Annotated in this window: 25 protein-coding genes; 10 read left to right on the forward strand and 15 right to left on the reverse strand. The window is 32.1% G+C overall.

All coding sequences use genetic code 11. The features are described 5' to 3' along the window. Window positions 1-158 precede the first annotated feature (158 nt). A complete protein-coding gene (locus ACZ5N4_RS26085) occupies window positions 159-2,060 on the forward strand; it encodes a type I glutamate--ammonia ligase (RefSeq protein ID WP_464205640.1) in 1,902 nt (633 codons plus the stop codon). Window positions 2,061-2,094: 34 nt separating this feature from the next. Here ACZ5N4_RS26085 and ACZ5N4_RS26090 read toward each other — a convergent pair whose 3' ends face one another. The 7 genes from ACZ5N4_RS26090 to ACZ5N4_RS26120 all read right to left on the reverse strand — a co-directional run bounded on the left by ACZ5N4_RS26090 (window position 2,095) and on the right by ACZ5N4_RS26120 (window position 8,706). Further along, window positions 2,095-3,090 carry a LacI family DNA-binding transcriptional regulator gene (locus tag ACZ5N4_RS26090; protein WP_464205642.1) on the reverse strand — a complete coding sequence of 332 codons (996 nt, stop codon included), beginning with the start codon at window positions 3,088-3,090 and terminating at the stop codon, window positions 2,095-2,097. A 99-nt stretch (window positions 3,091-3,189) separates the two neighbouring features. Then, window positions 3,190-4,107: a ribose ABC transporter substrate-binding protein RbsB gene (gene rbsB, locus ACZ5N4_RS26095; RefSeq protein WP_464205644.1), complete on the reverse strand. Its 918-nt coding sequence runs from the start codon at window positions 4,105-4,107 to the stop codon at window positions 3,190-3,192. Window positions 4,108-4,151: 44 nt separating this feature from the next. Then, on the reverse strand, window positions 4,152-5,081 hold the full coding sequence (gene rbsC, locus ACZ5N4_RS26100) for a ribose ABC transporter permease (RefSeq protein ID WP_464205646.1): 930 nt from the start codon (window positions 5,079-5,081) through the stop codon (window positions 4,152-4,154). 31 nt (window positions 5,082-5,112) lie between these two features. Next, window positions 5,113-6,612 carry a sugar ABC transporter ATP-binding protein gene (locus ACZ5N4_RS26105; protein ID WP_464205648.1) on the reverse strand — a complete coding sequence of 500 codons (1,500 nt, stop codon included), beginning with the start codon at window positions 6,610-6,612 and terminating at the stop codon, window positions 5,113-5,115. A gap of 23 nt (window positions 6,613-6,635) precedes the next feature. Next, a complete protein-coding gene (rbsD, locus tag ACZ5N4_RS26110; protein WP_464205650.1) occupies window positions 6,636-7,031 on the reverse strand; it encodes a D-ribose pyranase in 396 nt (131 codons plus the stop codon). Window positions 7,032-7,034: 3 nt separating this feature from the next. Further along, window positions 7,035-7,967, reverse strand: coding sequence for a ribokinase (gene rbsK / locus ACZ5N4_RS26115; RefSeq protein ID WP_464205652.1), 933 nt, complete (start codon window positions 7,965-7,967; stop codon window positions 7,035-7,037). Between the two features lie 190 nt (window positions 7,968-8,157). After that, a complete protein-coding gene (locus tag ACZ5N4_RS26120; RefSeq protein WP_464205654.1) occupies window positions 8,158-8,706 on the reverse strand; it encodes a 2'-5' RNA ligase family protein in 549 nt (182 codons plus the stop codon). 280 nt (window positions 8,707-8,986) lie between these two features. Here ACZ5N4_RS26120 and ACZ5N4_RS26125 point away from each other — a divergent pair, with 280 nt between their 5' ends. The 7 genes from ACZ5N4_RS26125 (at window position 8,987) to rlmH (ending at window position 13,392) form a co-directional block, all read left to right on the forward strand. After that, window positions 8,987-9,151 (forward strand): DUF1540 domain-containing protein, encoded by a 165-nt coding sequence (locus ACZ5N4_RS26125; RefSeq protein ID WP_464205656.1) that lies wholly within the window; start codon window positions 8,987-8,989, stop codon window positions 9,149-9,151. A 188-nt stretch (window positions 9,152-9,339) separates the two neighbouring features. Then, on the forward strand, window positions 9,340-10,602 hold the full coding sequence (locus ACZ5N4_RS26130) for a UDP-N-acetylglucosamine 1-carboxyvinyltransferase (protein ID WP_464205658.1): 1,263 nt from the start codon (window positions 9,340-9,342) through the stop codon (window positions 10,600-10,602). 27 nt (window positions 10,603-10,629) lie between these two features. Further along, the gene (locus ACZ5N4_RS26135; protein WP_464205660.1) at window positions 10,630-11,415 is read left to right on the forward strand and encodes an MBL fold metallo-hydrolase; all 786 of its coding nucleotides are present in this window, start codon (window positions 10,630-10,632) and stop codon (window positions 11,413-11,415) included. Between the two features lie 17 nt (window positions 11,416-11,432). After that, a complete protein-coding gene (locus ACZ5N4_RS26140; protein WP_464211061.1) occupies window positions 11,433-11,999 on the forward strand; it encodes a GerMN domain-containing protein in 567 nt (188 codons plus the stop codon). Further along, window positions 11,983-12,135, forward strand: coding sequence for a CxxH/CxxC protein (locus tag ACZ5N4_RS26145; RefSeq protein ID WP_464205662.1), 153 nt, complete (start codon window positions 11,983-11,985; stop codon window positions 12,133-12,135). Before ACZ5N4_RS26140 ends, ACZ5N4_RS26145 begins: the two co-directional genes overlap by 17 nt. Window positions 12,136-12,251: 116 nt before the next feature. Further along, window positions 12,252-12,749, forward strand: coding sequence for an SEC-C metal-binding domain-containing protein (locus tag ACZ5N4_RS26150; protein WP_464205664.1), 498 nt, complete (start codon window positions 12,252-12,254; stop codon window positions 12,747-12,749). A 163-nt stretch (window positions 12,750-12,912) separates the two neighbouring features. Continuing rightward, window positions 12,913-13,392 carry a 23S rRNA (pseudouridine(1915)-N(3))-methyltransferase RlmH gene (rlmH, locus tag ACZ5N4_RS26155; RefSeq protein WP_464205666.1) on the forward strand — a complete coding sequence of 160 codons (480 nt, stop codon included), beginning with the start codon at window positions 12,913-12,915 and terminating at the stop codon, window positions 13,390-13,392. 260 nt (window positions 13,393-13,652) lie between these two features. Here rlmH and ACZ5N4_RS26160 read toward each other — a convergent pair whose 3' ends face one another. Continuing rightward, window positions 13,653-13,838: a hypothetical protein gene (locus ACZ5N4_RS26160; protein ID WP_464205668.1), complete on the reverse strand. Its 186-nt coding sequence runs from the start codon at window positions 13,836-13,838 to the stop codon at window positions 13,653-13,655. Between the two features lie 271 nt (window positions 13,839-14,109). Between ACZ5N4_RS26160 and ACZ5N4_RS26165 the strand changes: the two genes are divergently transcribed. Both ACZ5N4_RS26165 and ACZ5N4_RS26170 read left to right on the forward strand, forming a co-directional pair. Beyond that, window positions 14,110-14,874, forward strand: a complete 765-nt coding sequence (locus tag ACZ5N4_RS26165) for a LytR/AlgR family response regulator transcription factor (RefSeq protein WP_464205669.1) — start codon at window positions 14,110-14,112, stop codon at window positions 14,872-14,874. Next, complete coding sequence (locus ACZ5N4_RS26170; protein ID WP_464205670.1) at window positions 14,861-16,126, forward strand: sensor histidine kinase; 1,266 nt, start codon at window positions 14,861-14,863, stop codon at window positions 16,124-16,126. The genes ACZ5N4_RS26165 and ACZ5N4_RS26170 overlap by 14 nt, the downstream gene beginning before the upstream one ends. Window positions 16,127-16,136: 10 nt before the next feature. Here ACZ5N4_RS26170 and ACZ5N4_RS26175 read toward each other — a convergent pair whose 3' ends face one another. The 7 genes from ACZ5N4_RS26175 to ACZ5N4_RS26205 all read right to left on the reverse strand — a co-directional run bounded on the left by ACZ5N4_RS26175 (window position 16,137) and on the right by ACZ5N4_RS26205 (window position 25,225). Next, on the reverse strand, window positions 16,137-16,280 hold the full coding sequence (locus ACZ5N4_RS26175; protein WP_464205672.1) for a cyclic lactone autoinducer peptide: 144 nt from the start codon (window positions 16,278-16,280) through the stop codon (window positions 16,137-16,139). 37 nt (window positions 16,281-16,317) lie between these two features. Continuing rightward, entirely contained in the window at window positions 16,318-16,881 is a 564-nt protein-coding gene (locus ACZ5N4_RS26180; protein ID WP_464205673.1) for an accessory gene regulator B family protein, read from the reverse strand. Window positions 16,882-17,353: 472 nt separating this feature from the next. Next, window positions 17,354-19,189: an acyltransferase family protein gene (locus tag ACZ5N4_RS26185; protein WP_464205674.1), complete on the reverse strand. Its 1,836-nt coding sequence runs from the start codon at window positions 19,187-19,189 to the stop codon at window positions 17,354-17,356. Window positions 19,190-19,637: 448 nt separating this feature from the next. Further along, window positions 19,638-20,111 carry a xanthine dehydrogenase subunit XdhC gene (gene xdhC, locus ACZ5N4_RS26190; RefSeq protein WP_464205676.1) on the reverse strand — a complete coding sequence of 158 codons (474 nt, stop codon included), beginning with the start codon at window positions 20,109-20,111 and terminating at the stop codon, window positions 19,638-19,640. Then, on the reverse strand, window positions 20,104-20,985 hold the full coding sequence (xdhB, locus tag ACZ5N4_RS26195) for a xanthine dehydrogenase FAD-binding subunit XdhB (RefSeq protein WP_464205678.1): 882 nt from the start codon (window positions 20,983-20,985) through the stop codon (window positions 20,104-20,106). The genes xdhC and xdhB overlap by 8 nt, the downstream gene beginning before the upstream one ends. A gap of 15 nt (window positions 20,986-21,000) precedes the next feature. Then, complete coding sequence (gene xdhA, locus ACZ5N4_RS26200; RefSeq protein WP_464205680.1) at window positions 21,001-23,292, reverse strand: xanthine dehydrogenase molybdenum-binding subunit XdhA; 2,292 nt, start codon at window positions 23,290-23,292, stop codon at window positions 21,001-21,003. A 322-nt stretch (window positions 23,293-23,614) separates the two neighbouring features. Next, window positions 23,615-25,225, reverse strand: a complete 1,611-nt coding sequence (locus ACZ5N4_RS26205) for an N-acyl-D-amino-acid deacylase family protein (RefSeq protein WP_464205682.1) — start codon at window positions 25,223-25,225, stop codon at window positions 23,615-23,617. Between the last annotated feature and the right edge of the window lie 22 nt (window positions 25,226-25,247).

The following is a 25,247-nucleotide window of genomic DNA, read 5'->3' on the forward strand; positions in this document are numbered from 1 at the left end:
AATTTTATTTTATAATCCTTCATTTTTCTATTGACATATATGCATATTAATTATAAAATCATGAATATATAAAGACTTTTATACTATTCGTTTAATATTAATTTTTTAAAATATAAGAGTAAAAATATTCTTTCAATATTTTATAGGAGGTCATATATATGGTAAAGGACTTACTCTATGTAATCCCAAAGGAAAAACATTCTGAAGAAGACTTAAAAAAAATTCTAACTTGCCATCCTGAAATAAAATTTGTATCTTTAATCGGTATAGATTTATCAGGAAATGATACAGATGAAAAAATACCTGTAAAAGTTTTTTTAGAGGACATAAACACTTTTTTAAAGGGAGCAGTTCAAACTGATGGCTCTTCTGTTGTTCTCCCTGGAATCGCAAGCCTAAATAACGCTAAAGTGGATATGTTAGCAGATAAAGATGTAAATTGGTTCATAGAGTATAACTATGAGCATTTAGACCTTGAAACTAATAAACCTGTTGGAACACTGAGAATTCCTTGTTTCTTATATCACGATAATAAAGCCGTAGACTCTAGACATATTCTTAAACACTCCATTGAATATTTTAAATCAACTCTATTAGACTTATTTGAAAAGTATCCTGAATCACTTTCATCATTTGGAATAAAATTTGAAGACATTGAAGACGTAGTTGCTACCTGTGCTACAGAACTAGAATTTTGGGTAAAAACTCCTAATGATAAGGCTCACGTTGAAGAACTATCTACTTCCCAAGTATTACAAGAACAATACTGGACAAGAACTAAAGGAGCGGTTAGAACAGCTCTAGAACAGTCTCTCCTTATGATGGATGCTTATGGTTTAGAGCCTGAAATGGGACATAAAGAGGTTGGCGGAGTAAAGGCAAAAATAGATGAATCAGGTAAATTTACGCATATAATGGAACAACTTGAAATAGATTGGAAATATTCTACTGGAGTTCAAGCTGCTGATAATGAACTTTTGGCTAGAAGTATAATTAAAGAAACCTTTAGAAGAAATGGGTTAGATGTTACATTCCTAGCTAAGCCTATAGATGGCGTCGCTGGTAGTGGAGAGCATACTCATTTTGGTATAGCACTTAAGCTTAAAAATGGCAAAAGAATAAATTTATTCTCAACTACTCAAAACCATTTCTTAAGTACTTTCGGTTATGCTTCTATAATGGGAATACTTAAAAACTACGAAGTAATAAATCCATTTGTATCTTCTACTAATGATTCACTTAGAAGATTAAAACCAGGATTCGAAGCTCCTGTTTGTATAGTTACCTCTATAGGACATTCGGTTGAAATTCCTTCAAGAAATAGAACTATCCTTATAGGTGTAATAAGAGATTTACAAAGCCCTTTAGCTACTAGATTTGAACTTAGGGCTCCAAACCCTCATACAAATACTTATCTAGCTGTAGCTGTACTTTATCTGGCTATGATAGATGGTATAAAATATGCTGTAACTAATGGTAAAACAGAAGATGACCTTCTAGCTGAATTATCTAAGAAGCCAGAAGCTGCTGCAGATTACCTTGAAAAAGGAAGAGCATATAGAAGTGAGGAGGACGTATTCGAAGACTTTACAGACGAAGAGAGAGAGAAATTCTTTGGAAAGGCTCCATCTACAGTTTATGAAAACCTAAAGGCATTTGATATGTACCCTGAGAAAAAGAATGTTCTTATCCAAGGCAACGTATTAGATGAAAAGCTTATAAACAGCTTTAGATTGGCTGTAACAAAGAGATGGCTTATAGAGATAACCAATAGAATAATGTCTAACTACTCTGATGAAATAAGAAGCTGTAAAATGCTTCATTCAATAGACAAAGCATTGGATCTTGATGTGGCTAGCTGGATGAAGATAAATGAATTAAGACATTATATAATGAAAGATACTTATTCTAAAAAGAGCTTATTTACTAGAATTAAGAATGCTACAGAAGTTGAAAACTATGAAGAAGTATCAAATCTCCAAATAGAATTAGATGAAAAAATTAAGGAACTAAGAGAATTATATTCTTCATATAAGAAAAACTTAATAGATATAGGATAAAACTAATACCCGCGTAATTTACGCGGGTATTATGCTATGTTTCTCTAATTATAAGCTCTGTTTCAAAATAAATCTGTTTGTTTTCAATATCTGCAGTGTCTATAACATCTATAAGTAACTTACAAGATTGTTTTCCCATTTCATAGATAGGTTGGGCTATTGTTGTTAACTCTGGCTCAAAAATCTCTGATAATTCAATGTTGTCAAAACCAAGAACTCTTATATCCTGTGGTATTTTAAATCCTCTTTTTAATAATACCTTTATTCCACCTAAGGCCATTGCATCATTGCTATAAAATATAGCATCTAGATCCGTTGTATTCTGTAGCATGTTTTCTGTAGCCTTAATGCCTCCGTCTATAGTAAAATCTCCGCTAAACACAAGCCTCTCATCATATAATCCATATTTACTCATGGAATATTTATAACCATCTAGTCTTTGTCTAGAAATTTCAAGGGTTTTGGGACCTTCTACAAAGGCAATTCTTCTACTTCCTTCATTATACAGATACTCTATCCCCTTCAAAACTCCATCTTTGTTTAGAGCATATACTCCGTATTCCTCTTCATGAGTATCAATATATCTATCTACAAGCACAAAAGGAATGTTATTATGCTTTAGCATTTTAACACTATTCTCGCTTTCTCCACCGGCTATGAATATAACTCCATCTACTAGTTTGCTTATTAGTAACTTAATATATTTTTCTTCCTTATTCGTCTCATTATCTGTATTGCAAAAAATTACATTATATCCCAATAAGCTAGCCTCATCCTCAATAGCTCTTGCAATTGAAGAAAAAAATGGGTTAGTGATATCCGGGAGTATTATTCCAATTGTACCAGTTTTTTTTGTACTTAGGCTTCTTGCCAAAGAGTTTGGTATATAGTTCATTTCCTTAGCCAAACTCAGCACTTTATTTCTAGTCTCCTCGCTTATACTTTGATCATGTTTACTTAAAACCATTGAAACGGTGGCCTTAGATACTCCTGCCATTTTAGCAATATCAAGCATTGTTACTTTTTTCATTACTATCCCTCGTGCACTTTAAATTTTTCCATTTATGGTTATATACCTATTATACACTATACTTTATAAAATCCAGGGCAAATGCCCTGGATTTTTAAATTATTTCTTTATAAGTTTTAAATCTACTGGTATTTCTTTTTGTACGGATTCACCCTTTATAACTTTTACAGCGTTTTCAACTGCTAAACTTCCCATTAAGTCTGGTTGCTGTGCAACTGTAGCTGCCATTTCTCCGCTTTCAACAGCTTTTTTAGCATCATCATTTCCGTCAAAACCAACAACTAAAACCTTTTTGCCTTTTAGAGCCTTAACAGCACCTAAAGCCATCTCATCATTATGAGCGAATACAGCATCAAACTGTGGTGTAGCTTGCATTATATTTTCCATTACGTTTAATCCCTTTTGTCTATCAAAGTCTGCTGCTTGGCTAGCTACAACCTTAACATTATCTTTATTATCTACACCCTCATGGAATCCCTTACCTCTATCTCTAGTGGCTGATGCTCCCGGTATTCCTTGAAGCTCAACTATGTTAGCCTTGCCACCTAACTTTTCAAGAATGAAATCTGCTGCCATTTTTCCACCCTTAACATTATCTGAAGCTATGTGGGCAACAACATTACCTTTATTAGCTTTTCTATCTACAGTTAAAACTGGTACTTTCTTATCATTTGCTGCTTGGATTGAGTTTCCAACTGCATCACTATCTGTTGGATTTATAATGATTGCTGAAACTCCTTGTTGTAAAAGGTCGTCAACGTTAGCTCTTTCCTTGCTTGCATCGTTTTGTGAGTCAACAACTACCAAGTCATATCCTAGTTCTTGAGCTTTTTTAGTTGCCCCATCTTTCATTGACACAAAGAAAGGATTGTTTAGTGTTGATACAACCATTCCTATCTTTTTCTTTTCTCCACCTTGTTTGCCTTGCTCTGTCTTGCTGCCGCATCCAGTAAATCCTGCTACAGCAATCATACCTGTCAAAGCTAATGATAACATTTTTAAACGAGTTCTTTTCATAATATTAATCCTCCTCAGATTTTATATAAATTTTTAATGTTTACTTATTTATTTTTCTTATCAAGAATAACAGCCAGTATTATTACAAAACCTTTTACTATTAATTGATAGAATGGAGATACATTCATTAAATTTAATCCATTATTTAATACACCTATAATCATTGCACCTATTATTGTTCCAATTACTGATCCTTCTCCACCTGAAAGGCTTGTCCCACCAAGAACAACTGCTGCAATAGCATCTAATTCAAATCCAGAACCAGCATTAGGTGATGCTGACACTATTCTGCTTGTTACTACAATACCGCTAAGTGCTGCTGTTACACCGCATATAACATAAACTAAAGCTTTAATTTTATCTGTATTTATACCCGACAGCCTTGCTGAGTCTTCATTACCACCTACAGCATAAACATATCTGCCATATCTTGTTTGATTTAGCACATACCAAGCACCTAAAACTACAAGTAGTATTAGAATTACTGGTAAGGGTATTCCTGCTAATTTACCATTACCTATAACAGTAAAATCTGAGCTTAAGCCTGATATAGGTGTTCCTTTCGTATAAACATAGGTTACTCCTCTAAATACAGTCATAGTTGCCAAAGTTACTATGAAAGCCTGTATTTTGCCTTTTGAAACTAGTATCCCGTTAAATAAGCCAATCAATGCTCCTATTATTAAAACTGCAATTATAGTTACAAAAGTATTAGTATTACTTTTAACTAAGGTTGCTGCTACAGCCCCTGTTATAGCCAAAGTTGATCCAACTGATAAGTCTATTCCTCCTGTTAATATTACAAAGCACATACCTACTGCAATTATTGCGTTAACAGAAACCTGAGTAAATACATTTAGTACATTTGTGACAGTTAAAAATCTAGGAGTAATAATAGATATAACTACACAAAGTATTATTAAGCCTATTAAAGATTTATATTTAAAAAGCAAACTCTTAATATCCTTTTCCATATTTCATTCTCCCTTTGTTATAATATAAAATTTAAATGCCAACTGCATATTTCATTATGTTTTCTTGAGTAAGCTCATCTCTCTTTAGCTCACCAGTTAGCTTTCCTTCGTGCATTACAATTACTCTATCGCTTACACCTATTATTTCTGCCATATCAGAAGAAATCATAATGACAGCCTTGCCAGCACTCTTTAACTCATTTAAAACTTCATAGATTTCCTTCTTCGCTCCCACATCTATACCTTTAGTAGGTTCATCAATTATCAAAATCTTTGGTGAGAGCATAAGCCACTTTGCCAATATTACCTTTTGTTGATTTCCTCCACTAAGATTTTTAATTAACTGCTCTCTATGAGGAGTTTTAACTGAAAGTTTCTTTATATATTTATCAACTTCTTCTTTTTCTGCCTTTTTATCTATTCTTTTTAAACTATTTTCATAGCTTTTTATATTTGATATTGTCATATTTTCTCTTACAGACATGCCTAGAATTAAGCCTTCTTTTTTTCTATCTTCGGATAAGTAGCAAACTCCATGGCTAATTGCATCTTTAGGAGAATTTATACTAACCTTTTGTCCATCAATACAGATTTCCCCTGAACTTTTCTTGTAATCTCCAAAAATAGTTTTAGCAAGCTCAGTTCTTCCAGCTCCCATAAGCCCGGCAATACCTAGTATTTCTCCCGCTTTTACTTCAAAACTTACATTTCTAACTTTATCTTTTAAAGATATGTTATCAGCCTTTAATAGGGTTCTTGTTTTATCTACTTCTTTGTAAGGAAACTGCTCCTCAAGTTTTCTTCCCACCATCATAGTAATTAAATCATCTTTAGTTACACTTTTAGTTTCCACATCTCCAACATATTTACCATCTCTTAGTACAGTAATAGAATCACATATTTGAAAAATCTCATCCAATCTGTGAGATATATAAATAACTGCCATTCCCTTTTCTTTTAGCTTTCTAATTACAGTAAATAGATTTTTTGTTTCTACATCAGTAAGCGCTGTGGTTGGTTCATCCATTATAATAATGCTAGAGTTTTTAGTTAAGGCTTTTGCAATTTCAATCATTTGCATTTCTCCTACATTTATATCCTTAACTAAAGTATTCGGATTTATATTGCATCCAATTTGCTCTAGAAAGTCTAAGCTTCTTTCTCTCATCCACGCTTTATTTATTCTTCTAGTGCCCTTATCAAACTTCTCATTTCCTAAAAATATATTTTCTGAAACAGTTAGGTTCGGAAGTACACTAAGCTCCTGATGTATAATTGTTATCCCCATGCTTTCAGCATGTTTAATACCCTGTATATCAACCTCGTTTCCTTCAATTAAAACCTTTCCTTCATCTTTTTTATAAACACCACTTAATATCTTCATAAGTGTAGACTTTCCTGCTCCATTTTCTCCAAGCAATGCTACTACTTCTCCAGAATGGACTTTTAGATTAACGTCTTGTAGTGCCTTTACTCCAGGAAAGGACTTAGATATGCCTACCATCTCTAAAAGCGGCTTTTTATCTTCCATATTCTTTCCTCCTAAAAATATTTTTAAAATACAACTCCTGATCTTAAAATTATATTCGCATAAGGTGTTTGCTCTCCAGTTCTTATGACAGCCTTACATTCTTTTAATTTATCTTTGAGTTCCCCATGTGTTATGAAGGTTATTTTCACATCTCCAATTTCCTTTTTTATTTCTTCAAATAGTGCTGGACTAACATCTACAGTTTCCTTTGCTAATTCTACTTCTTCTACTTGAAGCTCCGTTAGTACAACTTTTAATGTAGCTATAAAACTAGGAATATCTTTTATAAGAGCTAAATCTATTCTTTTGGTTTCCTCTGGAATAGGTAAACCACAGTCCCCTATGGCTAAACTATCAGTATGTCCCATTTTTGATATTACACTAGATATTTCTGAATTTAATAATCCCGTCTTTTTCATTCCTTATTCCTCCCCATATAGCTTCATCACTTCTTCTAGATATGGAAGAGATGGTTGAGCACCTTGTCTCTGAACTACAAGTGCTGAAACTTTATTTGCAAATTTAATAGCTTTTTCAATCATTTCAAAATCTATCTTATCTTCGTTTTGTAATTTACTTGCTACCGCTCCTATAAAGCTGTCTCCTGCAGCAGTAGTATCTACAGCCTTAACCTTATAGGCTGGTATAATATTAAATTTGTTGGTGCCTATTAACGCTGCCCCTCTCTCACCTAGGGTTATTACTACAAATTTAACTCCTTTGGCCATGAAACTATCTGCTGCTTCTTTTACACCACTTATATCTTCAACTTTAATCCCTGTAAGCTCAAAAGCTTCTGTTTCGTTCGGAATTATAATATCTGTAAGTTTTAACAGCTCATCAGGCATGTTTTTTGCTGGAGCTGGGTTCAATATAGTTGTTACCCCATTTTTCTTAGCAATTTCAAAAGCCTTTATTGTGATATCTAGTGGAGTTTCAAATTGAGCTATAAGCAATTTAGAATTTTTTATTACATTTTCAGCATCTTCAATTGAATTATTGTCAACCTCCATGTTAGCTCCAGGCACAACTATTATAGAATTACTTCCAGTATCATCAACTGTAATAATTGCCATACCAGTTGGAGTATGCTCACTATATTTAATATTATTTATATCTATTTTATCTTGTTCCAGAACTTTTAAGAGTTCGCAACCGTTTTCATCTTGTCCAACTTTTCCTATAAAACTTACACTAGATCCTAATCTTTTAGCAGCAACTGCTTGATTGGCACCTTTTCCTCCAGGAATCTTTTTATAATCCTTTGATAAAATAGTTTCCCCTGACTTTGCCATTCTATCAACTCTTAATACTAAATCCATATTTATGCTACCTAAAATGCAAACTCTATTCATAATGTTCACCTCTATATAAGTAATTTTTAACTATTTAACCGGTTTATTTAACCGGTTAAATTTATTCTATATTAGCTTATATAATATGTCAATTATTTTTTTGAAAACTTTTTCATTACTTAAAATAAAAAAGAAGAATAATAACAGTCTTCTTCTGCTACTACTCTTCTTTTTATTATTTAATGTTATGCTAAAAGTCCCTTAATGGAAAACTTTTTATTATCATTTCTTTCTTATTGTTTATCGGCTTCCAAAGCTCTATCCTATCTATTTTCGCCATCTTATGAATATTTCCTTTTTTAGCAGTGTCACAAGCTGCCACATATTCTTTACTGGACCATTCTCTTATAGCATAATTAGTATTAGCTAATGAAACATGCAAATCCCAGTTATCGATATTATCCCTAACATTAAAACCATGTAATTTAAGTATATCATTTATATGTCTTGCTAATCTGATTATATATCCCTTATTTTCTATTTTTAAATTAACTGATTTATATGGTGGATCAAAGCACATTACTCCATTAATTTCAACCTTAAATTTTTTATATGGCTTTAATATATCAGAAACTATTTTATTTAGCTTCTCTATGTCAGGATCTCCTATAACTTCTAAGGTTATGTGAAGAACAGGCATATTTTTATATATCTTGTACTTTTTACATATACTTTTCTGCATTTCTTCAATGTATGAATATGATTGTTTATCAAATAAAGCTACTAAATAATACTTCATATTATTCTCAATCCCCCAAAACTAAACTTATGAGTCCATGTTATAACAACTAAATATTATTATAACATATAATTGTTCCATATAATATTTTTATACATAATATCTTCATGATAATTTATCTAATTGTACTAAAAAGCAACATTTTCTTATTAAAATCTCAACTATGTATGCAGTATGTATATCTTTATTTTATTTTAATTTCATGTATATATAAAACTTAAAGTGAGAAAATAATATTGTTAGTTTTTTAAATATAATTAATTCATGGAGGTATTCAGTAATGATGGGAAATCGCAATGATAGCATAGGATGTGTAGTTAGTGAATGTAGATTTCATGCTAAAGATCAAGACTACTGTACACTAGAGAAAATTCAAGTTACAAAACATGAATCATTAGCTAAAACAAAACAATGCACAGACTGTGGAAGCTTCGAAAAAGAATAGTTATAAAAATATAAGCACCCTAGGGTGCTTATATTTTTGGACTAAATTACATTAACCTCCTATTCACTTTTCTAAAATTAATGTTAAAATATTATAGAATTATGTTATAATAAAATTTGTGTAACAATTTGAATTTAAGTTTTATGAATTTATATAAATTAATAATGATGATAAGGATGGATGCGGGAATGGATAAATTGATAATTAACGGTGGAAAACCTCTTTATGGTTGTATAGAAATAAATGGTGCAAAAAATGCTGCTGTAGCGATACTTCCTGCTGCTATAATGGCTAGTGAAGGTGTTTGTAATATAGATAATATACCTGATATTGAAGATGTTCATTGTATTGAAAGAATAAATGAAAGTCTCGGATGTACATTAGTTAGAGACAAAAATTCTGTTTCTATAGATAGTTCAAAGATAAATAGTGTTATAGCAAATACAGAAGATGTGAGAAAAATGAGAGCTTCCTATTATTTAATAGGAGCACTTTTAGGCAGATTTAAAAAAGCTGTCGTAGAACTTCCAGGGGGGTGTCCTATTGGAGTTAGACCTATAGATCAACACATCAAAGGTTTTGAAGCCTTAGGTGCAAAGGTAGAAATTAAACATGGATGTGTAACTGCCGAAGCTGACAGATTAATAGGAACAAATATATTTTTTGATGTAGTTAGTGTTGGTGCAACTATAAATGTTATGTTGGCAGCAACCTTTGCTGAAGGGGTAACAACCTTAGAGAATGTTGCAAAAGAGCCTCATGTAGTAGATGTTGCAAACTTTTTAAATAGCATGGGCGCTAATATTAAAGGTGCTGGTACTGATGTTATAAGAGTTGTAGGTGTAGAGTCTTTAAAAGGCTGTTCCTATAGCGTAATACCTGATCAGATAGAAGCTGGTACTTATATGATAGCTGCTGCTGCTTGTGGAGGAGAAGTTACTATACAAAATGTTATCCCGAAACATCTTGAGTCCATATCTGCAAAGCTTATAGAAATGGGTGCAGAAGTGACTGAAGATGGTGATTGTATTACTGTAAAATCTAATGGTAACCTTAAAGGAGTAAACATAAAAACTCAACCTTATCCTGGCTTTCCAACAGATGTACAGCAACCAATGAGCACACTTCTAACAGTAGCTCAAGGTAGAAGTATAATTAACGAAAGCATTTGGGAAAGCAGATTTAAGCATGCAGATGAATTAAAGAAAATGGGCGCAAATGTAAAGGTTGAAGGTAGATCTGCTATAATAGATGGTGTCAGTAAACTCACAGGTGCTATTGTAAAAGCAACTGACCTAAGAGCTGGTGCAGCTATGGTTATAGCTGGCCTTATAGCAGAAGGTACTACTGAGGTAGTAAGCATTGAACATATTGATAGAGGATACCCTAATATAGAGGAAAAATTCCACGCATTAGGAGCTGATATAATAAGGGTTTTCTGTGCTGAATAGTCTTAACCTTAGAATAGGAGAATTATTATGATTTTTTGTTCTTTATACAGTGGTAGTAGCGGAAATAGCCTATTTGTATCTTCTGACAAAGCTAAAGTACTCATAGACGCAGGGCTTCCTGGAAAGAGTATTGAGAATGCCCTATTAAACATCGGGCATAACGCTAAAGATATCGATGCTATATTTGTTACTCATGAGCATATAGACCACACAAAAGGTGTTGGAGTATTGTCAAGAAAATATGATATTCCGATATATGCAAATTCTCCTACTTGGGAAGCTATGTCGGGAACTATAGGAAAAATAAAAGAACATAATATTAACGTGATAGATAGTAGCTACATTAGTGTTAAAGACATGGACGTATTAAGCTATAAAATTTCTCATGATGCTGCAGCTCCTTCTGGATATGCTTTGCAATACAAAGATAAAAAAGTTTGCATAGCAACAGACTTAGGCTTTTTTTCCAATGAGGTAAACACTGCCCTAAAGGATGCAGATGTAGTATTGCTTGAGAGTAATCACGACGTAGAAATGCTTAAATTCGGCCCATATCCCTATAGCTTAAAAAGAAGAATTTTAAGCGATATTGGACATTTATCTAACGAAGACTGCGGAAAAGCCATTGTAGATATTACAAATGACAAGTTTAAAAAAATAATATTAGGACACTTAAGCAAAACCAATAACTATCCTGAACTAGCCTACCAAACTGTGCTAAATGTCTTAACTTCTGCTGGAGTTAAGTTAGATAAGGATTTAAGTTTATCTATGGCAAAGAGGGATATGCCAAGTAATTATATAGAATTTTAAATGAAATGGGTGAGGATATGAAAAAAGGTTTTAGCGTGTTCACTTGCTCTATATTAGTAGTTTCTTTATTAGGTATAACTGGATGTGAAAAGAAGGACAAGACAAGTCTAAATAATAAGGAAAAAGAAAAGAAAATAGTTTTGTCTAAAGAAAAAGAAAACACTTTAGACTTAAATATTTACTTTGATTCTTCTAAAAATGTTAATACTCCTGAAATTGCACAAGAAGAAAGAGTTTTAAAACGATATGAAATTCTTGGCGAAACCATAATTGGAGAAATTATAAAAGGACCATCAGTAAGTAGTAAGCTAACTCCTGTTTTACCTAAAGATACAAGAGTCCTAAGTTTTTCCATTAAAGACAATATTGCTTTTGTAAATTTTAGCAAGGAAGCAAACATTCCCATGACTTCTTCAAAAGAAGAAGCTTGCTTAAAAAGCATAATTTGGTCACTTTCCCAAATTCCATCTGTTGAAAGAGTTAAAATTTTAGTAGAAAATAAGGATACAGGGATTTGGGGAGAACACTTTGACTTATCAAAACCAATAGGAAAGGATGACATCCAAAATGCCAAAAAAAATTAAATATTGTTGTGAAAATCACGTAGATATAGCATTTGATGACTTTTTAGTAGAAAATGAAACCTTTCCTAACTTAGAAAAATGCCAAAATGAACAATGTAGCTATTGCAATGATACAGCTAAATATGTACTAACATAAATAAACTTAATTAGTATAAATATCAAAAATTATTGAAAAATGTTATAATTTCTATTATAATAATCAAGTGGTATATTTTCAAAATTAGTAATATATTTGCAAAAGGAGAATAAACTATGAGTTTGTATAAAAATTGGACAGATATGGTCATAGATTTTGTTAAAACTAGAGGAGAGGCTGAATTCTGGAAAGAATATGGTTCAATTGAAAAACATATTTATACAAGAATCTTAGCTGAGCATAAAGATACTGTAAGCGGTTCAATAAAGGACTTAGCAAGCAAGTATGAAACTACAACAATCTTTTTTATGGGATTCCTAGATGGAATAAATGATAGTCTTGAAGAGGCTCTTGATCTTGAAAGCTTAGAGGAAGATTCTGATATATCCGTAAAAATTAACTTTGAAAAGTTATATTTTAATATGTTAGATGCTAAAGCAGACTATTTGTATGGTCTTCCACAATGGGAGTCTATATTCTCACCAGAAAAGAGAAAAGAAATTCGTCAACAATGGGTTGCTTCAAAAACTGTTGTAAATAAAAACAAAGTTGGAAGAAATGATTCTTGTCCATGTGGAAGTGGCAAGAAATACAAAAATTGTTGCGGAAAATAGTACTTAATTCTTAAATAATTAAATCCTTACACTACTGTGTAAGGATTTTTTGATATCAGGAAATAGTCCTTAAACCAAGTTAGCATTTATTGCTGTGATTAGATTTCGATAAACTTATATAGAATAAGTACTTAATTTTAATTAACAAATTGGAGGTAAACTTATGAACATATCCACAATATGTGTCGGCAAACTTAAAGAAAAATATTTAAAGCAAGCTATAGATGAATATTCTAAACGTCTATCAAGATATTGCAAATTAGAGATTATAGAAGTTCCCGATGAAAAAACTCCTGATAATGCCTCTGAAAAGGAAGAACTTTTAATAAAAGAGAAAGAAGGTTTAAATATTCTAAAGCATGTGAAAGATAATATGTTTGTAATTACACTGGACCTTAAGGGCAAAATGCTTTCCTCTGAGGAGCTAGCAGGCTTTATAAAGGAAGCTGGAATTAAAGGCAATAGCAATATAGCTTTTGTAATAGGTGGGTCTCTTGGGCTTTCTAAAGCTGTTTTAGATAGAGCAGATTTTAGCCTTTGTTTTTCCAAGATGACTTTTCCACATCAGCTTATGAGGGTTATTCTGCTGGAGCAGGTTTACAGAGGATTTAGAATAATTAATGGCGAGCCGTACCACAAGTAACGACGGTTTTAATGAGAAATTGCCAAGAACAAGGCTATCAACAGTTAAATAACTGGATAGCCTCGTTGCCTTGCAATTATTTTTTCATTGTACTGCATATATATAATTCTAGAAGCATAGAGGAAAGAATTTTTAATTATCTATTGATTTATTTCCAAAATTTGTGATATAATGTTTGAGTGAGCGGATTGCGGAACTGTGCAATTTGCTTATGGCATTAGAAATAATTGTGTTTAGGTGCAATAGGAAGCTTGGCAGAGCTACTTATTGCATTCTTTTTTGTCAATACTTAATGTGATTTCAGAGGAAAGCTCGTCTTTTTTTAAAGTTGTTTTTGATTGAAACAACGCTTTCATTATTTCCTGTTTGTAGCAAAAACCAAGCAGCATAGCAACAATTCCCAGCATTGTAATACACAGAATAGTAATAATAAAATTTAGATTCACAAGACCACACTCCTTTTATAAATATATGGATAGGTGCAATCCGCTCACTTCTTGAATAGAATTTAGAAAAAAAATATATCTTTGTAGCTTAATTGTAGCACATATTCTTTTAGAACATATTGAACATTGCATAAAAGCTCCAATTTTTGTTATTAATTTATGTAAATATTTAACTAAATTAAATAAATAATTCAATTTTAGGAAGGTATTTCTAAACGGATATAGAATATTTAATTAAGAATAAATCAATACAAAGGGGCATGATAATTATATGTACAATATATTAATTTTAGAAGATGATCGTATTCAGTTGAAAACCCTATCAGAGATTATAAAACAATCAGGCGAGAAGTATCAAGTATATGAAACCACCAATGCTACAGAGGCTTTTAAAATAGCTGAGCAAAAGATAATTGATCTTTTCTATGTTGATATTAATTTAAAAAATGAATCAGGTCTTAAGTTTGCTCTTGAAATAAGAAAAATGGAAAGATATAGACTAAACTGGATAATATTTGTGACAATTTACAAGGAGTATATGCTTTCAGCCTTTAAGAATGTTCACTGTTATGATTATATATTAAAGCCTTATAATAAGGAAAACATCCAAGGAATAACAAAGCTTTTGCTATCGGACAGCAGGGAACAGGTTGCTGCTGCGGAAATCAAGGAGAAATTTATAATCGTTCCCATAAAGAATATCCAGGTAAAAATATTTGTTAATGAAATAATTTTCGTGGAAGTCTTTATTAGAACCTCAATAATTCATACTATAAACGGTTCCTTCACCATAGATTATTTATCCCTTAAGAAATTAAATTCAATGATAAATGATAAGAATATTCTTCAGTGCCATAGATCCTATTTGGTTAATATAAAATATATCAATAAAATTGAAAAAACTAATAATAAAACTTCTTACAAGATTTATTTTTATAATACTGACAAAACTGCATTATTAGGAAACAACTATAAGAAATGTATAATGGACAGGTTTAATAATGCTGTAGGTGGGGGGATAAATGAACAATTATAAGATATTCATCTTGACATTTCTAGAAGTAGGAAGTTTTATGCTGCTGTGGAACATGTTTAATAAAAAATATGAAAATAGATTATATAAAAGTACTCTCATTGTACTTTTTACTTCATTAGCAGTTGTAATTACAAATAATATTTATCCACCTTTGCATTTTTGGTTTAATTATTCGTTTTTACTTCTAGCTATCAAGCTGACATTTAAAAAAAATATAAAGCACTTAGTATTAGAGTTTGGCTTGCTTATGGCTATTTTGGGTATAATGCAACTTGCTATAATAGTCATGATTAGATTTTCTATTCAAGCCTTTATGATGAAGGATGATTTCATATATTTATTTATTGCAAACCTCATTGGTGTACTTTTAAGTTTTTGTATCTATAAATATGTATCTTATGAAAAACTAACAATTTTTTTTAGGCAGGAAAGTTCTAAAATATACTTTTTTTCCGTGAATCTTCTCATGTATATAGTTATTGCAAAGTGGACATGGGATTTTAAAAGACATGAGTTTTTAGATGAGATTGCGTTGTATCTTGTCATTCCTATAGTATTCATCCTGGCAAATTTGTTTTTGCTTGAGTATGAGATGAAAAATAATGAAATAAAGAAGTCACTGGAGAATTATCAGAAATACTCTCCAGTAATATCAAAACTATTAGAGGATGTAAGAAGGAGACAGCATGATTTTAAAAATCATTTGAATACCGTTTACAGTCTTGTTTTAGTATCTGACGAAAAGAATTTAAAGAAAACCATGGCACAATATATGGATTCTCTTAATACTTCTTTGGAAAGTATGGAGAAGTTACTTCAAATAGATAATACAGTGGTAGCGGCCATTATTTACAATAAAATAAATGAGGCTGCAAAATATAATATTGACTTTAAATATATTATTCAAGGGGACTATAAACTTCCTTTTAAGGATCATGAACTTTCAGAGATTTTAAACAATCTTTTGGATAATGCTTTTGACTCTGTTTTAAGTTCAAAAAGTGATTTGAAAAAAGTGTTCTTAAATATAGGATACCTGGAAGAGAATTGTATTATAGAAATTGGAAATACAGGGGAAAGAATAGAATTTAATGATATCGGAAAGATTTTTAATGCAGGATATACTACTAAAGAAGGGGAGAATCGCGGATATGGGCTGTATAATGTGAAAAAAATAGTTGAATCCTATGGAGCTAGAATTCAACTATCCTTTGAGAGTAATTATACAATTTTTAGCATTAAGCTGTCATAGATCTATGGAACTACTCGCTTTTTATGCATTCTGGAATTTCAGGCTCACCGAAAAAGAGGAAGGAGCCGGTATATGTTAATACAGTTGAAGTTACAGCTAGACAAAGTGAGCATAAAGTGCCTTTTCCCTTTAGATTTTCAATTAATTTTTTCATAATGTGACCTCCTTATTTTATAAGTTTATTAAAAAATTTATAGCTTCGGCTTTTTAGTCAGCACAAGCTGTACGCTTTGTATTAATATAGTGCTGAAGCCGCAGTTTACATATGGAGCGCTTTGTAAAAGCAATAAAATAATAGTCCATAAAGCTACAGACAGAGCCGCTGCAATTTTATACTGTAGCTTTTTTTTATTGTCTTTTATAGGTCTCCTTACACTACATATTGGAGCTCTAACTAAAACTATAGCAAAACTAACTATGCCAATAAGCCCATAATATACTGTCGGTAGTCTAGGAACCAATGGTGCCAGCACACTTGTGAAGATAAGCAGCAGAGCTGTTAGAAGTAAACAATTTAAGGCTCCTTTTAAGTGTACTCCACCAGCAAATACCCTAGTTGATATCAGTATGAGTAAGGAAAAATAGAAAAAATTTTGTCTATGTATTATATTAAAAAACAGTATTAGAAAAACAGTTTTAAATCCTTCACTTAAAATTACACTTAAGCCATACTGTATCCTTGCTCTGTCTTTAGCATTGTTGTAGGTTTCGGTACAAATGAGGGCGGTAAGCTGTAAAGCCAATTTATCTATCATTTTCAGTACACCACCTTGAAAGTGAAAAACACTATAATTTTAAAACACATTCATTTAAAGGGGCTTGTCTATATAATGATATGATTTAAATTACGAGTTTAGTACAATATAGAGTTAGATCTCATTAACTGGAATATTCCCTGTTGCAGAAGGAGCACTAGTAACAGAATGATTAATAATAGATGTGTAAAGGCTACGTTATACCAGTTATAGTGAACCATATCATAAATAGAAAATAAAATTTGTATCTAAAAAAATACTATAAATGAGAGTCACTAAAACTGTATAAATTAAAAGCTGTATAAGTAATTTTTCAATTTAAATAAGCTGTTTCAAAAGTAATTTATTACTTTTAAAACAACTTATCCATTAGTTTTTTTAGAATTTTTTCTAGTGATCTGAACTCCCTCTTTAAATAACGAACAGGTTCATTCAAAGAAGGCATATAATTTATAAAGGAAAAATGTGAGGATTATTTAACACTTTTATTTTCACTTAAAGCTTGATCTATAATAGATGTTAAAGCTTCAATCCCTTTAGGCTGCAAATGCACACCGTCAGATACAAAATATTCAGGGTGGTCAATTGATGCAGAATACCAATCAATTAAGGTTACATTATCTCTTTCTTTAGCTTTTTTACTTAAAGCATTATTCACTTGCTTTTCCCATTGGCGTGGTACACGTACATTTACTAAATAAATATGTGCTTTATTAAAAGAGTTAAGCAGATTATCAATCTGTTTATCAGTAAAATAACCATTTGTCCCCAAGTCAATAATCACAGCTTTATTTGTATCATTAAAAGCTGCATAAGTAGGTACCAGTTCAATAGCTTGAGACAGTTGCCTTCCAACTTTTGCATCAATTGTGATGTTAGGATATACTTTATTAAGACTTGATGCAATATCTAACATAACAGAGTCTCCTATAGCCAATATTTCATTGTAAAATTTAGTGGTAGATGGAGAACTTGTCTCACTTTTTTTATCAGAGCTTATATCTGAGTCTTTACTTATAGAAGATTTCTCTGTATTATCAGTAATTGTTTCAGATTGAGAGGCTTTAACCTTTCCCACTTGTTGTTCAGCTTTTGTTGCAACAGTGCTTACAACGCTAACTACCACAAGCACTAAAGGTATGACTACAATTGCAATCATTCTACCCAAAGATAATCTTCTAAAGCGAAAACCATTGATCGTTAAACAATTTCTAAAAAATGCTCTAAATCCATACTTTTGTATAGGTGTTTCTATAAAACGGTATGAAAGCTCTGCAATAATAAATGTAATAGCCAGCTGCGCGCATATACGCCAGCCTGTTTGATTTCCTATTTCATAAACAGGAGTACTCAAAACAATAATAGGGTAATGCCAAAGATAAATTCCATAGGATCTTTTACCAATCCAGCGTAGAGGCTTCCATGAAAGTAAACGACCTAAATAGCTGTTAGGACTACAAACACAAGCTATAAGTATGGCTGAATTTAAGCTAAACAGGAACATGCCACCTCTATATAGAAATGTTTGATATTCATTCATGAGAACTACGCTGAGAATAAAGGCAGTGAAAGTAATCATACTAGTAATATTTAATGCTTTTCTTTTTTTAATAATAATGTTTTGTGATAAAAATCTTTTCATTGGAAAAATCATAGCCAGCCAACCGCCTATAAGTAATTCAAAAGCGCGAGTATCCGTCCCATAGTATACACGGCTAGGATCCTCACCTGGATTATACAATATACCCATTAACATAGCTGAACATACCGCTCCAATGAAAACAATGTTAGCAAACTTAGTTCGCTTTTTAAAACCCTTAAGTCCTATTATCAGAATAATAGGCCATACTATGTAGAATTGTTCTTCTATTGCTAAGGACCAAAGATTTTTAAAAGGTGAAGGTGAACCAAAACTATCGAAATAAGAGATTTTGTGAAAAATAAACCACCAATTACTTGCATAAATAATAGAAGATATTCCATCCTTTAGAACTGTAGTTATTATTTTTCTGTTAAATAGTGTCACCCACGTAAAAATAGTTATAATCATTACATAAGCAGCTGGTAGCAACCTTCTAATACGTCTAATCCAAAATTCCCTTAAACTAAAATTAAAGTCACTTCCTAATAAAGGTAATATCTGGGATGTTATAAGATAACCAGATATAACGAAAAAGATATCAACCCCTAAGAATCCACCCATAGCCCAACTGAATCCAAAGTGATAAGCAATAACTGCTAATACTGCAAAGGCTCGAAGTCCATCTAATCCAGTGATATATCGACGATTCTGCATATTGTTCAACATAAAAAACACCATCTCCTTTGCTAATTGTCTTTAAAAATATTTTCAATTAATATTTGTATATCCATATGTTTTCATAATAATAGACGTAGAAGTGCCGCAAAAAGTTTTAAAAGCTCTCATATTTCGTCATAAAATGCACATTGAATTAATTTCCAATGCATGAATAATCACCAAGGACTCTTGTTTAATCTCACCCGCATAGCGGACGGTTTTTAGTTTCGCACACTATCCCGTCCTCAGCATGTTAAAACAATAAATTAAATCCTTACACTATTGTGTAAGGATTTCTTAACCATAAATAACGAATATATGCCTATAATAAGAGATACTTTATTTTATAGACGTTGTAGTTAACTGACCGCCTTTTGCCCCTAAAAACAAACTCAAAAAGCTGCTGACATACTATTTCTGACAGCAGCCTAATCTTTGTATGCAATTTTATTTGTTTCTATTCTTGTAGGGACTTTTTAACAGCTCTAAAAATCTTTTGATATCCTGTACAGCGACATAAGTGTCCAGAAATTTCTCTTTTAATTTCAGCATCTGTATATTTTTTACCACTCTGAACAAGTGCTGTCGTAGTCATTACTAATCCTGGTGTGCAGAAACCACATTGAACAGCTCCTTCGTCAATATAAGCCTGCTGTACTTTAGTTAGCTTTCCATCTTTAGAGACACCTTCTATAGTAGTAATCTTTTTTTCATCTGCCCATACCGCCAAGTAAGTGCATGAATTTACTGGTGTTCCATCAATTAAAACTGTGCATGCGCCACATTCTCCTACGGAACACCCTTGTTTAACTCCTGTAAACTGCAACTTATTTCTTAACACCTCTAGTAGTGAAAGTCTTATATCAACTTCAAATGTATATGGCTTATCATTTACAATTATGCTTATTTTTTTCATCTTTGCTTCACTCATTTTGATTACCTCCAGCCCTTTTAATAGCTTCTTGGATTGCTCGTTGTGTTAAGACTTCTATTAAGTGCTCTCTAAATGATTTTGAACCACGCCAGGAATCCCTTGCCTTTGATGATTTTAAAGCATCTTTTCCGATTTGTTTTATAGTTTCCTCTGTAATATTCTTACCTCTTGCAAATTCTTCTGCTTCACTACATCTTATTGGTATCGGCGCAGCAACTCCTAGAGCAATTCTCAAGTCATTAAATTTGCCATTATTCGAATTACAAACAACAGCTACTCCTAACATTGAAATATCTAATGCTTTTCTATTACTAAATTTAATATAATTACCAGTTGTTCCTTCATAGTTTTCTTTTTTAATAAGTAAAGCCGTCAATATTTCACCTGGTTCAAACTTAACCTTACCTGGACCAGCATAAAATTCTTGTATAGGAATCATTCTTATCCCAGCAGTACTTTCTAATTTTAATATAGCATTCAATGCAAATAATGCTGGAGCACTATCCGCTGAAACAGCACCGTTACATACATTACCACCAATTGTAGCCATGTTTCTTATCTGAGGGCCTCCCATTGAGACAGCACCTTCACCTAAAACAGGTATATAACGATTTATTATATCATCTCTAAAAATTTGTGAAAAGTTAGCCATCGCACCTATAGAAATAGTACCATCTTCCAATAACTTTATTTCATCTAAACCCTTAATTTTTCTAATGCTTAATAATTCAACTTCTTCCATAGAACCATGGTGTAATTTTATTAGAACATCCGTTCCACCTGCGATAACCTTTAAATTAGGATTACTGCTAAACATTTCAAGCGCTTCACTCATAGTTTCCGGTTCTAATATATTTGTTATATCATACATTGAAAAAACTCCTTTCTATAGTAAGCCTTCCTCCTTAAATTTTTCAAACACAGACTGTGGATTCATAGGAATTTTGTTAAATGCAACGCCAGTAGCATCTAAAACAGCATTTCTAATTGCAGGTGCAGGAGAAATAGTTGGGTTCTCACCTACAGACTTTTGCCCAAAAGATGCTGCAGGCTCGTACTTTTCAACAAAGGCTACTCCGATATCTGGTGTATCCATGATTGTTTGAAGTTTATAATCCAATAAGTTATTATTTAGTGGTTTTCCTGTTTTCTTATCAAAAAGCAGTTGTTCAGACAAAGCATAGCCTAAGCCCATGCTAACACCACCATGTACTTGACCTTCAGCCAATTTAGGATTCATGATTATACCGGAATCATGAACGTTGTAAATTTCTACTACATCTATTTTTCCTGTCTTCATATCTACTTCTACTTCAGCAAATGTAACTCCATATGCTGGTGCATTAACTCTTACATTTTCTGTAACATCACTAGTAATTGGTGCAGCATTAATTCTATCATAGTAAGATTGCATAGCTATGTCCTCTAGTGAACAAACAACTGTTCCTAGTCTTTTTTCAACAATTTGTGCATTTTGTATATCTAACTCATCAATATTAAGTCCTGTATTTTTACTTGCAATTGCCAGCACTTTTTGTCTTACTTCTAATGCAGCTTTCTTAACAGCAGCTCCTGTAACAAAAGTCTGTCTAGATGCATAAGAACCTGTATCAAAAGGAGAAATATCTGTATCTTGTGTTGAAACAACATGTACCATATCCATTGATAAGCCAAGTACCTCAGCAACCATTTGGCTAAATACAGTATCACTTCCCTGTCCAATTTCAGTTGCAGAAAGCTGTAACTGAACTGAACCGTCTTGATTCATTACTATTCTAGCTCCTGCAAGCTCTAAAGCTACTGGATAGGTACCACACAAATAGCTAAAGCATGCCATACCAATGCCTCTTCTCTTTTCCCCTCTTTGATTCTTATATTTTTCCTTCTTTTCATTCCATTTTATTAATTCTTTACCCTTTTTAATACATTCAGGTATTCCAAAAGTACGAACTACATTCTTGCTTAATGGATCCATATGACCAACACTAATTAAATTTTGTTCTCTAAATTTAATTGGATCAATGCTCATTTCACGAGCTATATCGTCTAAATGACTTTCTAATGCAAAGCATATTTGAGGTACTCCATACCCTCTCATTGCACCAGCTACAGGTAAGTTCGTATAAACTGTTTTAGGATCAAATGTAATAGCATTAAAATCGTATAATGGTCTAAACTTACTACCTGCGCTCATTGCAATAGAATGTCCATGTGAAGCATAAGCACCATTAGTAACAATATCCTTTATATATATTCCAAGCAGCTTTCCTTCCTTAGAAACAGCTGTTTTGAAATTAAATTTCATAGCATGACGTGTTCTTGTATCTATGAAAACTTCTTCTCTAGTAAGTGCATAATGAACAGGTCTTCCATTTACAGCAAGAGTCATTGCTGCAGTCAAAGGCTCAATAACAACGTCCTGTTTGTTTCCAAATCCACCACCTACATAAGGCTTAATAACTCTAATTCTACCCCAAGGCATTCCAAGCGCTTGTCCTACAATTCTTCTTACGATATGTGGAATTTGTGTTGAGGATACGATTACAATACGTCCATCAGCATCAACATAAGAATAAGCACTATGGTTTTCTATATGACAATGTTGAACAATACTAGTTTGATATTCTCCTTCAAAAACATGATCTGCATTTTTAAGTTCTTCTTCAACATCTCCAATTACAGCACCAAAAGAACTTATTATATTATCAGGTCTTTCTTCATGTATCACAGGTGCACCTGGCTTAATAGCCTCTTCTGGATCTAAAACATGTGGAAGAACCTCATATTCTACTTCAATTAGTTTTAATGCTTTTTCTGCAGTTAACTCATCCACAGCTATAACAGCTGCAATAGCATCTCCTACAAAACGAGCTTTATCAGTTAAAATAAGTCTATCTGCTATATCCCTATGTGATGGGTCCAAGGACCAAGGGTGTCCAGCTGTTGGAAACTTAGTTTTAGGTAAATCTTTATGAGTAATTACAGCCTCTACACCATCTAAATCCTTCGCTTTACTTACATCAATATTTTTTACAATTGCATGAGCATAAGGACTTCTTAAAACCTTTCCTACCAACATATCACGCTCAAAGAAGTCATCTGCATACTTAGCCTTTCCTGTAACTTTGGCAACTGCATCAACTCTATTAACACTATTACCGATTACTTTGTATGTCATGTTACACCTCCATGTTAATTTTATGTTTCTTAGTCGCTTGCGAATTCCCCAAGCGCCGATCTGCCTAACCTTTTAGCAGTTAAGCTTTTATATTTTTCTCCGCTATGAAATAATAAATGTAACCACACAAAATACCAAATCACAGAGGATGGGAACAAACATGTTTTATCTTAATAAAACTAAACAAATATATTGAATACTTAAATTGATTAATTAATTAATCAATTAATTGAATTTTACAATTTTCATAAACACTTGTCAATATTCGAAATTTTTTTTATTTATTGATAATATATAACGAAATAATTCTTTACTCTTATTTTTATTGAAGATTGTATTTAAATACTTTCCCATATGTTCCTTCACATACAGCTCCCTGTCTAAGGGCTACTTTACCATTTAATATGACATATTTTATCCCAATAGAAGTTTTAGTTGAATTACTATAATCCTCATAACCTATAATTTGATTTGAATCAAATATGGTAATATCAGCTACTTTATCAACAGATAACTCTCCTTTATCTTTCAAACCTAATGTTGCTGCTGGAAAAGCTGTTGACTTGTATATAGCTTCTTCCAGACTAAGCGCCTTTTTTTCTCTCACAAACTTACCTATAAAAAGAGGATAGTTTCCGTATAGACGTGGATGTGGCACACCAGCAGGTATGCTATCTGAACCCACCATTTGAGAAGGGTGCTTTATAAGCTTGATAGTATCTTCTTCTGAAAATACATTTAAAGTTACTATTCCTACTCCTGTTTCTTCTTTGATAAGAAGCTGAGATACAAAATCTAGTGGATCTATACCTAATTCTTTGGCAATATCTCCAACTGTTTTTCCAACATATTTTAAGTTTTCAGTTTTTTTAAGTGAAGTTATAAGTACTCCATTCCAGCCTGTAATAGCACTATAGTTGTCCCACCCTGAATAATGAAGATCTTTATTATTCAATTCCTCTTTTACTCTAGATAATACTTGTTTATCTTTTAATTTTTCTATTAATACATTAGTTCCTTTATCCGTAAGCCACGGAGGTAAAAGCTGAGTCATTAAGGTACTTCCTGAAAGATAAAGGTGTTCATCAAAAGTAATATCTATACCTTCATTAACTGCCTTATCTACAAAATTAAGAAGAACTTCTGCATTTTTACCATAATCTATCGAATTATAAGAACGCAAATGAGAAATATGAAGTTTAACACCTGAAGCCTCTGCTATTGATATAATTTCATCTAAAGCGTTCACTATAGTACTATCATGATTTCGTAAATGAACCATAATCATTCCATTATAGCTTTTAACTACTTTACACATTTCAATTAATTCATCTTTACTACTAAATACAGCAGGCATATACTGAAGTCCTATAGACATTCCAAACGCTCCTGCTTCCATAGCATCCTTTACTATTTCACACATATTATTTAGTTCAGTTTCTGTAGGTTTTCTATTATCAAAGCCCATTATACTTGTTCTAATAGCCCCATGAGAAATCAGTACAGCATAGTTATTTTTTAACCCTTTTGAAGTAATTTTATTTATATATTCACCAAGTGTAGGAAAATTCCATTCTATACAAGGATCTCCCACTACACCTCTAACATAATTCTTCCATACCTTACTTTCACTTTCTACACATGGAACTACACCTAAACCACATTGTCCAACTAATTCAGTAGTAACTCCCTGCATTAATTTTAAGTTTCGAATTTTATTATCCATAAGAGGTACTAAGTCGTTATGACTATGTACATCTATAAATCCAGGACACACCACTAGTCCAGATGCATTAATAACTTCTTTTGCTTCATTGCATATATTTTTTTCAATTTTTATTATCTTTTCATCTTTAATTGCTATATCTGCATAATAAGAGTCCTTACCAGTTCCATCTACAATTAATCCATTAGTAATTAGAATATCTACCATTTCAATCACCTCTTTATATAAG

It is taken from the genome of Clostridium nitrophenolicum, assembly GCF_055391695.1.

Coding starts and splice junctions, on each gene's coding strand:
- ACZ5N4_RS26085 (WP_464205640.1), top strand. CDS start 159: ATGGTAAAGGACTTACTCTATGTAATCCCAAAGGAAAAACATTCTGAA.
- ACZ5N4_RS26090 (WP_464205642.1), bottom strand. CDS start 3,090: ATGAAAAAAGTAACAATGCTTGATATTGCTAAAATGGCAGGAGTATCT.
- rbsB (WP_464205644.1), bottom strand. CDS start 4,107: ATGAAAAGAACTCGTTTAAAAATGTTATCATTAGCTTTGACAGGTATG.
- rbsC (WP_464205646.1), bottom strand. CDS start 5,081: ATGGAAAAGGATATTAAGAGTTTGCTTTTTAAATATAAATCTTTAATA.
- ACZ5N4_RS26105 (WP_464205648.1), bottom strand. CDS start 6,612: ATGGAAGATAAAAAGCCGCTTTTAGAGATGGTAGGCATATCTAAGTCC.
- rbsD (WP_464205650.1), bottom strand. CDS start 7,031: ATGAAAAAGACGGGATTATTAAATTCAGAAATATCTAGTGTAATATCA.
- rbsK (WP_464205652.1), bottom strand. CDS start 7,967: ATGAATAGAGTTTGCATTTTAGGTAGCATAAATATGGATTTAGTATTA.
- ACZ5N4_RS26120 (WP_464205654.1), bottom strand. CDS start 8,706: ATGAAGTATTATTTAGTAGCTTTATTTGATAAACAATCATATTCATAC.
- ACZ5N4_RS26125 (WP_464205656.1), top strand. CDS start 8,987: ATGATGGGAAATCGCAATGATAGCATAGGATGTGTAGTTAGTGAATGT.
- ACZ5N4_RS26130 (WP_464205658.1), top strand. CDS start 9,340: ATGGATAAATTGATAATTAACGGTGGAAAACCTCTTTATGGTTGTATA.
- ACZ5N4_RS26135 (WP_464205660.1), top strand. CDS start 10,630: ATGATTTTTTGTTCTTTATACAGTGGTAGTAGCGGAAATAGCCTATTT.
- ACZ5N4_RS26140 (WP_464211061.1), top strand. CDS start 11,433: ATGAAAAAAGGTTTTAGCGTGTTCACTTGCTCTATATTAGTAGTTTCT.
- ACZ5N4_RS26145 (WP_464205662.1), top strand. CDS start 11,983: ATGCCAAAAAAAATTAAATATTGTTGTGAAAATCACGTAGATATAGCA.
- ACZ5N4_RS26150 (WP_464205664.1), top strand. CDS start 12,252: ATGAGTTTGTATAAAAATTGGACAGATATGGTCATAGATTTTGTTAAA.
- rlmH (WP_464205666.1), top strand. CDS start 12,913: ATGAACATATCCACAATATGTGTCGGCAAACTTAAAGAAAAATATTTA.
- ACZ5N4_RS26165 (WP_464205669.1), top strand. CDS start 14,110: ATGTACAATATATTAATTTTAGAAGATGATCGTATTCAGTTGAAAACC.
- ACZ5N4_RS26170 (WP_464205670.1), top strand. CDS start 14,861: ATGAACAATTATAAGATATTCATCTTGACATTTCTAGAAGTAGGAAGT.
- ACZ5N4_RS26175 (WP_464205672.1), bottom strand. CDS start 16,280: ATGAAAAAATTAATTGAAAATCTAAAGGGAAAAGGCACTTTATGCTCA.
- ACZ5N4_RS26180 (WP_464205673.1), bottom strand. CDS start 16,881: ATGATAGATAAATTGGCTTTACAGCTTACCGCCCTCATTTGTACCGAA.
- ACZ5N4_RS26185 (WP_464205674.1), bottom strand. CDS start 19,189: ATGTTGAACAATATGCAGAATCGTCGATATATCACTGGATTAGATGGA.
- xdhC (WP_464205676.1), bottom strand. CDS start 20,111: ATGAGTGAAGCAAAGATGAAAAAAATAAGCATAATTGTAAATGATAAG.
- xdhB (WP_464205678.1), bottom strand. CDS start 20,985: ATGTATGATATAACAAATATATTAGAACCGGAAACTATGAGTGAAGCG.
- xdhA (WP_464205680.1), bottom strand. CDS start 23,292: ATGACATACAAAGTAATCGGTAATAGTGTTAATAGAGTTGATGCAGTT.
- ACZ5N4_RS26205 (WP_464205682.1), bottom strand. CDS start 25,225: ATGGTAGATATTCTAATTACTAATGGATTAATTGTAGATGGAACTGGT.